This window comes from Klebsiella sp. HN106, assembly GCF_051209435.1.
GTDB lineage: Bacteria > Pseudomonadota > Gammaproteobacteria > Enterobacterales > Enterobacteriaceae > Klebsiella > Klebsiella oxytoca.
The window spans coordinates 181839-195270 of record NZ_JBLURD010000005.1 but is presented as its reverse complement, the minus strand read 5'-3'; the positions used below and the strand labels follow the sequence as shown (position 1 = coordinate 195270).

At 58.7% G+C, this 13432-nt stretch carries 10 protein-coding genes; 2 read left to right on the top strand and 8 right to left on the bottom strand.

Features of this window, described 5'->3' with window-relative positions:
• The first annotated feature begins 294 nt into the window (after positions 1-294).
• Positions 295-1236: a LacI family DNA-binding transcriptional regulator gene (locus tag ACSIPU_RS15155; RefSeq protein WP_004107045.1), complete on the top strand. Its 942-nt coding sequence runs from the start codon at positions 295-297 to the stop codon at positions 1234-1236.
• Between the two features lie 23 nt (positions 1237-1259).
• On the opposite strand, the gene ACSIPU_RS15150 is transcribed toward ACSIPU_RS15155, so the two are convergent.
• Entirely contained in the window at positions 1260-1556 is a 297-nt protein-coding gene (locus ACSIPU_RS15150) for a YicS family protein (RefSeq protein WP_004116571.1), read from the bottom strand.
• Positions 1557-1766: 210 nt separating this feature from the next.
• Here ACSIPU_RS15150 and ACSIPU_RS15145 point away from each other — a divergent pair, with 210 nt between their 5' ends.
• A complete protein-coding gene (locus tag ACSIPU_RS15145) occupies positions 1767-2729 on the top strand; it encodes an Rpn family recombination-promoting nuclease/putative transposase (RefSeq protein WP_196557656.1) in 963 nt (320 codons plus the stop codon).
• 3 nt (positions 2730-2732) lie between these two features.
• Here the strand turns inward: ACSIPU_RS15145 and ACSIPU_RS15140 are convergent, their stop codons facing one another.
• The 7 genes from ACSIPU_RS15140 to ACSIPU_RS15110 all read right to left on the bottom strand — a co-directional run bounded on the left by ACSIPU_RS15140 (position 2733) and on the right by ACSIPU_RS15110 (position 13232).
• Entirely contained in the window at positions 2733-3635 is a 903-nt protein-coding gene (locus tag ACSIPU_RS15140; RefSeq protein ID WP_004107039.1) for a DMT family transporter, read from the bottom strand.
• Positions 3636-3893: 258 nt separating this feature from the next.
• A complete protein-coding gene (gene murP, locus ACSIPU_RS15135; protein ID WP_004107037.1) occupies positions 3894-5327 on the bottom strand; it encodes a PTS N-acetylmuramic acid transporter subunit IIBC in 1434 nt (477 codons plus the stop codon).
• A gap of 24 nt (positions 5328-5351) precedes the next feature.
• The gene (gene murQ, locus ACSIPU_RS15130) at positions 5352-6254 is read right to left on the bottom strand and encodes an N-acetylmuramic acid 6-phosphate etherase (protein WP_004107035.1); all 903 of its coding nucleotides are present in this window, start codon (positions 6252-6254) and stop codon (positions 5352-5354) included.
• 161 nt (positions 6255-6415) lie between these two features.
• Entirely contained in the window at positions 6416-7582 is a 1167-nt protein-coding gene (locus ACSIPU_RS15125) for a multidrug effflux MFS transporter (protein ID WP_032729154.1), read from the bottom strand.
• Positions 7583-7632: 50 nt separating this feature from the next.
• The gene (locus ACSIPU_RS15120; RefSeq protein ID WP_004107033.1) at positions 7633-8997 is read right to left on the bottom strand and encodes an efflux transporter outer membrane subunit; all 1365 of its coding nucleotides are present in this window, start codon (positions 8995-8997) and stop codon (positions 7633-7635) included.
• 3 nt (positions 8998-9000) lie between these two features.
• Positions 9001-12108, bottom strand: a complete 3108-nt coding sequence (eefB, locus tag ACSIPU_RS15115; protein ID WP_004107030.1) for a multidrug efflux RND transporter permease subunit EefB — start codon at positions 12106-12108, stop codon at positions 9001-9003.
• The gene (locus ACSIPU_RS15110) at positions 12108-13232 is read right to left on the bottom strand and encodes an efflux RND transporter periplasmic adaptor subunit (RefSeq protein WP_004107028.1); all 1125 of its coding nucleotides are present in this window, start codon (positions 13230-13232) and stop codon (positions 12108-12110) included. Before ACSIPU_RS15110 ends, eefB begins: the two co-directional genes overlap by 1 nt.
• Positions 13233-13432: the final 200 nt, after the last annotated feature.

Sequence of the window (13432 nt, the reverse complement as noted above, 5' to 3'; positions counted from 1 at the left end):
CGACGATCATCCTCAAAATGTAAAAAGTTATTGCGTGGATGATTTGATATCAGACGGAAACCGGTTTCCATTTATAAAAAACAGAACTGTGATAACCGTCAAGATCCATCAGTCAAAGGGTGTGTTAATTAGATTTGGTTCACAGATTTTCGTGATTTTTGCTACGTTTTTCCGCGAAACGGAAAATCGGTTTCCAAATAAAAAAGGAAACGGATATACTGCCGCTGGTTATTATTGAAGCGATTCAGGTTTATGGATTTACAGGGATCGGATTAGCCCTGTCAGGGGAAAATAATGTCTACTATCAACGATGTATCACGATTAGCTGGGGTATCTAAAGCCACAGTCTCTCGGGTGTTGAGCGGTTCGCGCGGCGTAAAGGAAGCCAGCCGGCAGGCGGTATTACAGGCGGCGGAAGAACTCAACTACCGGCCGAACATGATAGCGCAATCTTTGCTGAGTCAGACCACCGGCTGCATCGGCGTGATCTGCGCCCAGGACAACATCAATCAAACCACCAGCTATCTCTATGCGCTGGAAAAGCAGCTCAGCCAGCACCAGAAGCATCTGCTGCTGCGTTTTGCCAACAGCCGCGGTAGGGTGCTGCACTCTCTGGAAGAGTTAACCTGCGGTTTATGCGACAACGTGCTGATTATCGGCGCCCGGTTTCCGCTCAATATCGACCGTCCTGACGTGGTGCTGATCGACTGTCTGGAAAGCGAAGGGGCGAACAGTATTCATTTTGACCACGCATTCGCGGCGGAAACGGCCTGTAACTATCTGATAAGCCAGGGGCGCAGGCAGATTGCGCTTATCCACCCGCAGGGCAGCGGCTTTGCAGACCAGGTCCTGCTGGGCTATAAGCACGCGCTGGAAAAGAATTTTCTGCCGTTTAATCGCAACCTGGTTTTTCTCGACAGTCCTTCGCCATCCGTAGCGGTGCAGGAGCTGGTGAATAACGCAACAACCTTGAACTTCAATGCGTTATTGGTTGCCAACGAGCAGCAGGCGCAGCTGGTGGTGCCGCAGCTCCAGGCATTTAACCGCGCGGTGCCGGAAAAAGTCATGGTATTCAGCCTGGCGGGCTCGTTACAACTGCCCGGTATTCCGACCATCCCGGCGATTGAATATTCCATGGACGCGATGGCCAGCCGGATAGTCAACTGGCTGACCGAGAAGACGCAAATGCTCGGCAGTAGCCCGCTGCGCGGGGATTTGATCATCCCGAACCGCTGATGGCGTCCAACCCGCCGCCGGAATCAGGGCGTTGGGCACTGAATGCCGCTAATGGCCTTCTGATAAGCGGCGCTGTTGTTTTTATCCAGCGCCCGCGTCGCGCTTTGTACGGCGGTCTTATTTTCCGCTGATTCCAGCACGCGGTTAGCAAACTGCGTATCATCCAGCGCGCTGCTGGCAGGGCAGTTTTTCCTCACATCCTTCACGATCTGCTGCTTCTGCTGTTCAAACTTCAGGCCGGAGAGCGGCGCGGCTGCGGCCAGATGGGGTAGCATCAGGCTGGCTGCCAGCGAAAGCGCAATACTCATTCTCTTCATCATGGATATCCTTATTTTTATTAAAGGGTTTTTCTAACTATAGACATATTCCCGAAATAACCATTTTGCGTGCCGGTTTCCGCAAAAATGCATCCGTTTCAGCCGCTGAAATTTATCTTCCGTACCGGCAAGCAAAGCCGTTGATGCGCAGATGCCCCCCTTTCTTTTGATGGATATATTTCTGCCATTGCGTTTCAGGGATGGCGGAGCATGATGAAAAAAGGAACCTCCTCGACGCCGCACGACGCGGTTTTTAAGCAGTTTTTATCGCATCCCGAGTGCGCCAGGGATTTTATCGACATTCATCTTCCCGCGTCGCTGCGCCAGCTATGCGATCTGCAAACGCTCAGGCTGGAGTCAGGCAGCTTTATTGAAGCGAATTTACGCGCCAGCTACTCCGACGTGCTGTGGTCGCTAAAAACCAGCGACGGTGATGGCTATATCTACGTGGTGATTGAACACCAGAGCACGCCGGATGCGCATATGGCATTCAGGCTGATGCGCTACGCGCTGGCGGCGATGCAGCGTCATCTGGATGCCGGGCATAAAACGCTGCCGCTGGTGGTGCCGATGCTGTTTTATCACGGCGCGAAAAGCCCTTATCCCTTCTCGCTTTGCTGGCTGGATGAGTTTACCGATACGCAGACAGCGCGACGACTTTATGCCGCCGCTTTCCCACTGGTGGATATTACGGTGGTGCCGGATGACGACATTATGCAGCACCGGCGTGTGGCGCTGCTGGAGCTGATTCAAAAGCATATTCGCCAGCGCGATTTACTTGGCCTGGTGGAGCGATTAGCAGAGCTGTTGGTTAAAGGTTGCGCTAATGACAGCCAGTTGAAAGCGCTGTTTAATTACATGCTGCAGTATGGTGATGCGCCTCATTTTGGTGAATTTCTTCACGAGGTCGAGCGGCGCGTTCCTCAACATAAGGAGGTACTCATGACGATTGCGGAAAGGCTACGGCAGGAAGGGAGACAAGAAGGCAAGTTGGAGGGCAAGTTGGAGGGCAAGTTAGAAGGTAAACAAGAGGGTAGACAAGAAGAAGCGTTGCGTATTGCTCGTTCATGTCTGGAACAGGGGTTTGAGCGCGAGCTGGTGCAGGTGGTTTGTGAGCTGTCGGATGACGATCTGAAGATGCTGCAAACTCAGGTCGCAGCATCTCCGGCCAGATAATTGTCAGCCTGTTTTCACCCGCCGCCGCGAATCCATGGCGATCAGCACCACCGACGAGAGAATCAGCAGCGTGCCCAGCCAGTCCGGCAGGCTAAAGGTAATGCCGAGCAGCAGCAGCGAGAGCAGGGCGCTACTCAGCGGCTCCGCGCAGCTGAGGATCCCCGCCTTCGCGCCGCCAATCTTCTGCGCGCCGTTCAGGTAGAGGCTGAACGTCAGCGAGGTGCCGATAACCACCAGGTAGAAAAAGGCCAGCAGCAGGCCGCCGGTCACCACAAAATGGTTGCCCTGTCCGGCGTAGAACGGCAGCAGCATCGCGCCGCCGAGCAGCATGCTCCAGCCGACGATCGGCAGGGTGCCGTAGCGGGCAATCAGCGTCGATGGATAAGTAGTATAGAAAGCGGCGGCAAACGCCGAGGCAATCCCCCAGAACAGCGCTGCGGGAGAAATCGACAGCGTTGTCGGATTGCCGTGGGTCACCAGCAGAAATGTGCCCGCCAGCGAGGTACCGATGGCCGCCAGCACCAGCGGACTGGGGCGCGTTTTGCGGGCGATGGCAAACCACGCAACGATAATCGTCGGTGACAGGAACTGCAGCACCGTCGCGGTGGCGGCGTTTGATTTCTCGATGGTCATCAGAAAGGTGTACTGCACGGTGAGCGCCCCGAACAGCGAAAAAATCAGCAAACTGATAGCGTCCTGGCGATTTTGCAGGACGCGGAAAATTTTATCGCCGTGAACGAACGAGAGCATCAGAAGAATCAGACCGGCGAACAGCAGGCGCGTCATGGTCAGAAACGGCGATGACATCTGACTTTGCTGCATAATATATTGCGCGCAGACGCCGGAACTGCCCCACAGCACGGCGGCGATCAGTACGTTCAGCATCCCTTTTTTGCTGGAGCCCATCTTTCCCTCAGGTGAAAATAGTGCGAAAGCAGTATCATAGCATGAGCACGCGCGGGAAGCGGGGCAGGAAATGGTAGCCGGATCCTTTATCAGATGGCCAGCAAAGCGTACCCCGGCCGACGTCGCCCGGCGGCTGGCGCCTGACCGGGCCGACAGAAACGCGACGCCACGTGCAAAAAATATTCAACATGGGGCGTCAGTGCCTCCCGCCACGCGGCGGATAAACTCACGTTCACCGCCGTGCGCCAGACGCGCCTCTTAGCTTAAATCGACGTTTTTACTGCCGAACAGCCAGGTGAGGGCAAATCCGCATAGGTAAGAGACCGCCAGCCCGGCGGCATACACCGCCATTCCGGCGTAGATCCCGCTGCCGGAGGTCATCAGCGGCAGCGCCACCAGCCCCGACGGGCCAAACACCGTATTCAGGCCAACCGGCAGCCCCATCCAGGCGATGAGCCCGAGAAAGAAACCGCCGCAGGCGCCGCCGAGACAGGCGGTGATAAACGGCTTCATACGCGGCAGCGTGACGCCGTAAATCAGCGGTTCACCGATGCCCAGGAAGCCGGGGATAATTGCCCCTTTAATCTGCGTGCGCAGCAGAGAACCGTGCTTCGCCCGCCAGAAAAGCGCCAGCGCCGCGCCAACTTGTCCGGCTCCGGCCATGGCCAGTATCGGAAACAGCGAGTTAAACCCCTGCGCATCCACCAGCGCGAAATAGACCGGCACGAAGCCCTGATGGACGCCGAACATCACCGCCAGCAGGAACAGGCCGGCCAACACCGCAGAGCCGAACGGGTTACCGTTAAGGTGCAAAAACAGCCATGACATCCCGGTAAACAGCCAGCCGCCGATCGGCATAATAACGGTAAACGTTATCGCGCCCATGATCAGCAGCGTCACCGCCGAGGTGAGGATCATATCGAGGTTGGCAGGCATGATGCGTCGCACCTGCTTCTCCACCCACGCGCCGATAATCGAGGCGATCAGTACGCCGATAATATTGCCGCGCGGGTCAATACCGTGGCCGAAGAAGGTCGAAATTCCGGAATAGAAGCCGCTGGTGGCTTCCGGGTTATAGCCGAGGACAAACAGCGCAGCGATGATCGCTCCGTTGACTCCGGAGCCGCCGAAAGCTTTCTGGGCGTTATAGCCGATCAGGATGCTCAGGAAGGTAAACATCCCCTTGCTGAATACCTTCATGTAGCCGATCAGCGCCAGCAGCGTCGCATTCGGATGCGCGTTTTCAAGGACGAATATCTGCTCCGCCAAAGTGGCGAACCCCAGCAGCAGGCCGACGGCGATAAAACCGGGAATGAGCGGGGTGAAAATAGTAGCGAATTTCGCGAGGAATTTTTGAATGCCGCTGGTTTGCTTGCTCTTCAGCGCCTGTTTCTTTTCGGCGGCGACATCGGCCAGCGATGGCGCCTCCGCCGGCGCGTCTTCCAGTAACGCGTTCATCATTTCCGCCGCGCTTTGCGCCTTGCCGGGCCCAAGGACAACCTGGAACTGTTCATCGCTAACGATCACTCCCATCACGCCGTCAATCTGACGGATGGCGGCGCTGTCGGCCCGTGATTCATCGCGTAGGGTCAGGCGCAGCCGGGTCATACAGTTGCCCGCCTGCGCGACGTTCCCGGCTCCGCCCACGTGCTGCAGGATCCGCGCTATCATCTCTTTATTTATTTTCGCCATTGCAGATTCCCCGTGAGTCAGCGGTCAGGAGTGGCTCAGCGCCTTGCGGATATAGCCGTTATTTTTTGCCAGCAGCGCCTGAGCCTCCGCGGCGCTTAAATCAGCCAGCACCATCACAATCGCCGTTTTGCAGTGGCGATCGCAGGCTTCCAGCGCGCTCTGGGCGGTTGCGCGATCGCATTCGGTCGCTTCCATGACGATGGACACCTGGCGCTCGATAAGCTTGGCGTTGGTCGCTTCAACGTCCACCATCAGATTGCTGTAAACCTTGCCGATGCGAATCATCGCCCCGGTTGAAATCATATTCAGCACCAGCTTCTGCGCGGTACCCGCCTTCAGGCGCGTTGAGCCGGTCACCACTTCCGGACCCACGACCGGCGTAATGGCGACGTCCGCCAGCCGGGCCATTTCGCCGTGCGGGTTACAGCTGACGATGGCGACAAAAGCGCTCTGGCTATGGGCATACTCCATCGCGCCGATGACGTACGGCGTGCGTCCGCTGGCGGCCAGGCCGACCAGTACATCGCGGCTGCTAAAGTTCAGGTTCTGCAAATCCATCGCCCCTTGGGCTTTGTTGTCTTCGACGTTTTCCACGGCGCTCAGGATCGCTTTATGACCCCCCGCGATAATGCCCACCACCTGCTCCGGGCGGGTACCGAAGGTCGGCGGGCACTCGCTGGCATCAAGGATCCCCAGGCGACCGGAAGTACCCGCGCCAATGTAAATCAGGCGCCCTCCCGCCTGCAGCGCCGCCGCGACGTTATCCACGACCTGGGCAATTTGCGGCAGATAGGGGGTAATGGCGTGGGCCACCTTCCGATCTTCCTGGTTAATCACCGTCAGCATCTCTTCAGTGGAAAGGGTATCAATGTTGACGCTATTGGCGTTGCGGCGCTCGGTCAGCAGTTTGCTCAGGTCGATACTCATAGGAACCTCTTTATTCACAGTGGCGGGCAGTATAAGGAATTAATTATTCCTTTCCTGTGAAGGTTATCACGATTGGTGTTGAAGGAATAATAGGTGATTTCAGCACTGGCGGGAAAGATGGCGGTAATAAAACTGGAATTTTTTATTACCGCCGGAGAAGATTATACCGTGGGCCGCGGCTTTTTCAGGCCAATCAGCAGCGCGGCCAGATAGCAAAGGCTCATCGCGAAACTCATTTTGAGCATCGTTTCGCCGCCGAGCCCGGCCAGCGGCGCGGCAATACCGCCGAACACAAACATCAGCGTGCCCATCAGGGCTGACGCGGTGCCGGATTGACGGGCATTAATGGCATTCATCGCTTCCGCACCGGCGACGGTGCTGATACCGCTCATCATAGAAACGGTAAAAAACAGGCCGACCAGCGCCAGCGTCGGCAGCGGTAGCCAGGCGAAGAGCAGGGTGATGGCGGCAAACGTTACTGCCAGCAGCTGGCCGCCGCGCAGCAGGGCTTCGGCGCTGAAGCGGCGTGCCAGGCGGGAAAAGATCAGCGCCGCGATAATCAGCCCGATGCCGTTTAGGCCGAACAGCAGGCTGAACTGCATCGCGCTCATGGCATATTCGCTCTGGATAACGAACGAAGATGAGCCGATATACGAAAATAGCCCGGCCATCATAAAGGCCTGAATCAGGCAGTAGCGCATAAAGCGGCGGTTTTTCAGTACCGGCGCCTCATCCTGCTGCTGCGTAACCGAGGCGGCGCTTTTAACCGGCAGCGTTTCGTGCAGCACCGTCAGGCTGAGCAGCAGCAAAATAATGCCGATCGCCGCCATCGCCCAGAACAGAATACGCCAGTCGAAGGCGGTGATGATCCAGCCGCCGAGTACCGGTGAAAGCACCGGCGCAATGCCGTTAACGGACATCAGCAGGGCGAAAAACTGGGTCAGCAGAGTGCCCTGATACTTGTCGCGGGCGATGGAGCGCGACAGCACCGAGCCGCCCGCGCCGGCGAAGCCCTGCAGAAAGCGCCAGGCGATCAGCATATGGATATCGTAGGTTATCGCGCACATCGCTGAGGAGAAGATAAACAGCAGCAGGGAGAGCGCCAGCGGCTTTTTACGGCCAATGCGATCGCTCAGCGGGCCGAAAAACAGCTGCCCAAGGCCGAGACCAATCAGCGCCGCTGTGAGCGACAGCTGGGTCTGCGTGCCGGTGGCGCTGAGCTGCTGGGTGATTTCCGGCAGCGCGGGCAGATAGAAGTCGGTACACAGCGGCCCAATGGCGCTAAGCAAACCGAGAACCACGACCCAGGAGAGAGAAATTCGGGACATATCAACGGGCTCCTTGTCATCAAACCGGGCGTTGCCGCCCGGCAAAAGTGTTAGCTGGCGCCGCCTCCCAGCGACTGCCAGAGGGTGATGCGGTTTTCCAGGTCGGTCTGCTGGAGGGAGATCAGCGTGGCCTGCGCCGACCACAGCGTTCGCTGGGCGGTCAGCACCGACAGATAATCTCCGACCCCGGCCTGATAGCTCTTCATCGCAATATTCAGCGATTTCTGCTCCGCCGCGACGTATTTATTCTGCGCGTCCAGCTGTTCGCTGAGCGTTTCCCGGCGCGCCAGCGCGTCGGCGACATCCTTAAAGGCGCTCTGAATGGTCTTCTCATAGGTGGCGATCAGACCCTTTTTCTCCGCTTCAGCGTAGCGCAGCTGCGCCAGGTTGCTGCCGCCGGTAAACAGCGGCAGGCTGATGGACGGCGCGAATGACCACACCTGCATGCCGTGGCTGAACAGCGACGAGAGCGAGTCGCTGCCGACCCCGGCGCTGGCGGTCAACGAGATGGACGGGAAGAAGTTGGCCCGCGCCGCGCCGATATCGGCGTTAGCGCTCTTCAGATTATGCTCCGCTTCCTGGATATCCGGGCGGCGCAGCAGTACCGATGAAGAGACGCCCGCCGGCACCAGGGTGATACTACGATCGCCAAGGCTTTCAAGGGTGCCGGGCAGCAGGCTATCCGGCACGGTTTCTCCGGCCAGCAGGTTGAGCGCGTTTTTATCCTGCGCCACCAGCGTGCGGTAGCTGGCGACGCTGGCGCGCGCCTGCTGATAAACGCTTTCCGCATCGCTCAGGTCGCCAGCTGAGGCGGTGCCGACTTCCATCTGGCGGGTGACGATGTTGCGCGAGTTCTCCGCGCTGGCCATGGTTTCCTGCGCCAGCGCCAGATTGCTGTTGTCCGCGGCGAGGGTTATCCACGCGGTGGTCAGATCGGCAATCATCGTCAGACGCGTATTCTGAGCGGTGAATTCGCTGGCAAGCCAGGTTTCCCGCGCCGCGCGCGTCAGGCTTTGGTTCTTACCAAACAGATCCAGCTCGAAGCTGGAAACCGCGCCGTCGGCTTCCGCTGACGAGGTGAGACCGCTGGCCACCGTTTTACTGCGGGTATGGCTCAGCTCGGCGTCGAGGGTCGGAAACAGCGAGGCGCGGGTTTCACCAAACTGGGCGCGCGCGGCTTCGATGTCGGCCAGCGCTTTCTGCACGTCGCGGTTGCTGGTTAACGCGATGTTCACCACTTTTTTGAGGCGGGCGTCATTCACTACCTGCTGCCAGTCGCTGACCACCGCGGTTGCCTCGCCGTGGCTGCCCGGCAGGGTCGCTGGCACAGGCGCGGCCGGGCGCTCATAGTTCGGATCGAGAGAGACGCAGCCCGCCGTCAGGAGCGCAACAAAGACTAAGGTAAAACGAAACATAACTTACTCCTGAGAAGAACGATGGCGGGTGAAGAAGCGTTTCACCAGCACAAAGAACAGCGGCACGAAGAACACCGCCAGCAGCGTCGCGGTCAGGGTTCCGCCGATAATCCCGGTACCGATCGCCACGCGGCTGTTGGCCCCGGCTCCGGTGGCGATCGCCAGCGGCAGCACCCCGGCAATAAACGCCAGCGAGGTCATCACAATAGGTCGTAGGCGGGTCTGCGCGGCGCGCATGGCGGCACGCGACAGGGAATAGCCCTCTTCCACCGCCGATTCGGCGAATTCGACGATCAGGATGGCGTTCTTCGACGACAGGCCGATAGTGGTTAACAGCGCCACCTGGAAGTAAACGTCATTGTTCAGACCGCGCATCCATGCCGCCAGCGCCGCGCCGAGCAGCCCAAGCGGGATCACCATGATCACCGAGAACGGTACCGACCAGCTCTCATACAGCGCCGCGAGGCACAGGAAGACCACCAGAATCGAGATGGCGTAGAGGCTCATCGCCTGGCCGCTGGCGAGTTTTTCCTGCAGCGACATGCCGCTCCATGCCCAGGTGGTACCGGCCGGCAGGTCATTGGCCAGGGCTTCCATCTTGTCCATTGCCGCGCCGGAGCTGAAGCCGCTGGCGTTTTCGCCCTGGATTTCAAAGGCGGCGGAGCCGTTGTAGCGCACCAGGCTCTCCGGGCCGTATTGCCAGCGGGTGGTGGCGAAGGCGGAGAACGGCGTCATGCTGTCATCGCTGCCGCGTACGAACCATTTACCGAGGTCGGACGGCACGGCGCGGGCGTCGCTTTCGCCCTGGATATAGACCTTCTTCACGCGACCGCGATCGATAAAGTCGTTAACGTAGGTTCCCCCCCAGGCGCTGGAGAGGGTATCGGTAACATCGCTTAATGACAGCCCGAGCGAGACGGCTTTATTGTTATCGATATCGACCTGCAGCTGCGGCATTTGCGGCAAATCGTTGGCGCGTACCGACTGCAGCTCGGAACTTTGATTCGCCGCGGCCAGCAGCTGGCTGCGCATTTTCATCAGACTGTCGCGATCGGTGCCGCCGCTGGCCATCAGTTCGAAGGTGAAACCGTTACTCTGCCCCAGGCCATCTACCGACGGCGGGGTCATGGCGAACAGGGTGGCGTCGCGAATGCTGCCGAGCTCTTTGGTGGCGCGCAGGGCGATGGCCTGAGCGGTATTTTCTTCGCCTTTACGTTCGGACCAGTTTTTCAGCGACACGAAGGCCATCCCGGCGTTTTGTCCGCTGCCGCTAAAGCTAAAACCGTCAACGGTAAAGATCACGTCGGTATTGGCTTTCTCTTTCGTCAGGAACCAGTCGGTGACCTGGCGGCGAACCTCGGCGGTGCGTACCGCCGTTGCTCCGGCAGGCAGCGTGTACTGGACCATGATTTCGCCCTGATCCTCCGTCGGCAGGAAGCTGCCCGGCAATTTCCACATCGCCAGCGCCATGCCGCCGCAAATCAGGACAAAAGCGCCCATCATCATCGCCGAGCGACGCAGGCCGCCGACAACACGATGCTGATAGCCCTGCTCGGTGCGTCCCCACAGGCGGTTAAAGGCGCCGAAGAAGCCTTTGGTATGCGGTTTCGAATGGCTCAGCAGCGCGCCGCACAGCGCCGGGGTTAAGGTTAAGGCGACCACTACCGAGAGCATCATCGCCGAGATAATGGTCACTGAAAACTGGCGATAAATCACCCCGGTTGAGCCGCCGAAGAAGGCCATCGGCAGAAATACCGCCGAGAGCACCAGGGCAATGGCGATCAGCGCGCCGGAGATTTCACCCATCGATTTTTCGGTGGCTTCGCGGGCGGGCAGCCCCTCGTCGCGCATGATACGCTCGACGTTTTCCACCACCACGATGGCGTCATCCACCAGCAGGCCTATCGCCAGTACCATCGCAAATAGCGTCAGGGTGTTGATCGAGTAGCCGAACAGCGCCAGCACGCCAAAGGTGCCCAGCAGTACGACCGGGACCGCCACCGCTGGGATCAGCGTGGCGCGGAAGTTTTGCAGGAACAGATACATCACGCAGACCACGAGGATTATCGCCTCGAATAGCGTCTGAATCACATCCTCCACCGAGATTTTGATGAACTCGGTGCTGTCTTTCGGGTAAGCGATATCGTAGCCCTGCGGCATCTGGCGCTGGAACTCGGCAATCTTGTTTTTTACCAGCGTCGCGGTATTCAGGGCGTTAGCGCCCGGCGCCATCATTACCGCGATCCCCGCAGCCGGATGGCCGTTAAGATTGGCGGAAGCGGTGTAATCTTCGCTGCCCATTTCAACGCGGGCGACGTCGCTCAGGCGCACCACCGAACCGTCGCTCTTGCTCTTGACGATAATCTCTTTGAACTGGGCGACGGTTTGCAGCCGCGACTGAGCGCGTACCGTGGCGGTCAGCTGCTGCGCGTTGGAGGCGGGTAGCGCGCCGATTTTACCGGCGGACACCTGTACGTTCTGCGCCTCTATAGCCGATTGCACATCGGATGGCATCAGCGAATAGGAGGCCAGTTTGGTCGGGTCCATCCAGATGCGCATGGCGTATTCGGCGCCGAACACCTGCAGACTGCCGACGCCTTCTATACGCGCCATCGGATCCTGCATGTTGCTGACCAGCCAGTCGGAGATATCGGAGCTGGTGGCTTTATTGTTTTTGTCATACACCGCGAGGATCAGCAGGAAGCTGCTCTGCGATTTCTCCACCGTTACGCCAGACTGCTGAACTTCGCTCGGCAGACGGGATTCCGCCTGCTGCACTTTGTTCTGCACCTGAACCTGGGCGGTATCCGGATCGGTACCCTGCTCAAAGGTGACGGTAATGCTGACCGAGCCGTCGGAGCTGCTGGTGGATGTAAAGTAGAGCAGGTTGTCCAGTCCGGTGAGCTGCTGCTCAATAACCTGGGTGACGCTGTTTTCCAGGGTTTCCGCAGAGGCGCCGGTGTAGGTGGCGGAGATTTTTATCGCCGGCGGGGCGACGTCAGGATACTGGGCGACCGGCAGGGTGCGGATAGCCAGAATCCCGGCGAGCATAATCAGAATGGCGATAACCCAGGCGAAGACCGGGCGTCGCACGAAGAAACGGGAGAACATCAGGCGTTGCCTCCGTCATTTTTGACTTCGGCGGCTTTGACCTGCTGGCCCGGCGCCACTTTGCCGGTCCCTTCGACAATCAGCCGGTCGCCGCTTTTCAGGCCGTTGACGATCAGCCATTTGTCGCCGTAGGTTTCGCCGGTTTCCACGCTGCGCTGTTCAACCTTGTTATTAGCATCAACCACCAGCGCGGTGGCATCGCCTTTGGCATCGCGGGTAATGCCCTGCTGCGGGGCGAGGATCGCATCGTTCATAATACCTTCGTCTATGCGGGCGCGAACGAACATACCGGGCAGTAGCACATGCTGCGGATTGGGGAAGACCGCGCGCAGCGTGACCGAACCGGTCGATTCATCTACCGCCACTTCGGTCAGCGCCAGGCGACCTTTTTCGCTGTAGGTGCTGCCATCTTCAAGGGTCAGGGTCACGTTGAGCGTATCGCTGTTGCTCGCCAGGCTTTGCTTACGCAGGCGCAGCAGATCGACGCTGGATCGGGTGAGATCGACGTACATCGTATCCAGGCCGCGGATCGTCGCCAGCGCGGTGTCCTGATCGGCGGATACCAGCGCCCCCGGCGTGACGGATGAGATCCCGATGCGCCCGGCAATCGGCGCGGTCACGGTGGTCCAGTTCAGGTTGATACGCGCGCTTTCCAGCGCCGCTTTTTTCGACTCGACGCTGGCTTTATCCTGATTACAGGTCGCTATTGCGTCATCGGCGTCCTGACGGGAGACGCCGTTATCTTTGACCAGCACCGCGTAGCGCTGGGCTTTTTGACAGTCGGCGGTCACCAGCGCCTGGGCCTGTTTCAGCGATGCGGCGGCTTCGTTAAACGTCGCTCGATAGCTTGACGGGTCGATTTGGTACAGCGCCTGTCCGGCTTTGACCATATCGCCTTCGGTAAACAGGCGTTTTTGCACGATCCCGCCCACCTGCGGGCGAACTTCAGCGCTAAGCGAGGCGGTGGTGCGTCCGGTCAGGCTGCTTACCACCGGGACAGGTTGCCCCTGCAGAGTGACGACGCCGACTTCCGGCGTCATCTGCTGCGGGGAGGAGGTTTGCGCATTATCGCACCCGCTAAGGAGAAATAATGCTGCTGCGATGGGGGCTATAGTGTATTTCATTATATTTTCTCAGGATGAACGACGTCCGCCCCGCAAATTCACTGGCGGGGTGATGGGCCGGGCGATGATGCATCTCCGGGCAAGCACAAATAACAAAGTGGGAAATAAATATTCCTGTTTGCAGTAAATAACTCGGTGAATACCGCTATTGATTGCGCGGTTTTTCCGAGATTTTCCTGTGCGGCGAATACGGCATCAGA

Excerpts from the sequence above, each read along its gene's own strand:
- ACSIPU_RS15155 (WP_004107045.1), top strand. The coding sequence starts at position 295 with ATGTCTACTATCAACGATGTATCACGATTAGCTGGGGTATCTAAAGCC.
- ACSIPU_RS15150 (WP_004116571.1), bottom strand. The coding sequence starts at position 1,556 with ATGATGAAGAGAATGAGTATTGCGCTTTCGCTGGCAGCCAGCCTGATG.
- ACSIPU_RS15145 (WP_196557656.1), top strand. The coding sequence starts at position 1,767 with ATGAAAAAAGGAACCTCCTCGACGCCGCACGACGCGGTTTTTAAGCAG.
- ACSIPU_RS15140 (WP_004107039.1), bottom strand. The coding sequence starts at position 3,635 with ATGGGCTCCAGCAAAAAAGGGATGCTGAACGTACTGATCGCCGCCGTG.
- murP (WP_004107037.1), bottom strand. The coding sequence starts at position 5,327 with ATGGCGAAAATAAATAAAGAGATGATAGCGCGGATCCTGCAGCACGTG.
- murQ (WP_004107035.1), bottom strand. The coding sequence starts at position 6,254 with ATGAGTATCGACCTGAGCAAACTGCTGACCGAGCGCCGCAACGCCAAT.
- ACSIPU_RS15125 (WP_032729154.1), bottom strand. The coding sequence starts at position 7,582 with ATGTCCCGAATTTCTCTCTCCTGGGTCGTGGTTCTCGGTTTGCTTAGC.
- ACSIPU_RS15120 (WP_004107033.1), bottom strand. The coding sequence starts at position 8,997 with ATGTTTCGTTTTACCTTAGTCTTTGTTGCGCTCCTGACGGCGGGCTGC.
- eefB (WP_004107030.1), bottom strand. The coding sequence starts at position 12,108 with ATGTTCTCCCGTTTCTTCGTGCGACGCCCGGTCTTCGCCTGGGTTATC.
- ACSIPU_RS15110 (WP_004107028.1), bottom strand. The coding sequence starts at position 13,232 with ATGAAATACACTATAGCCCCCATCGCAGCAGCATTATTTCTCCTTAGC.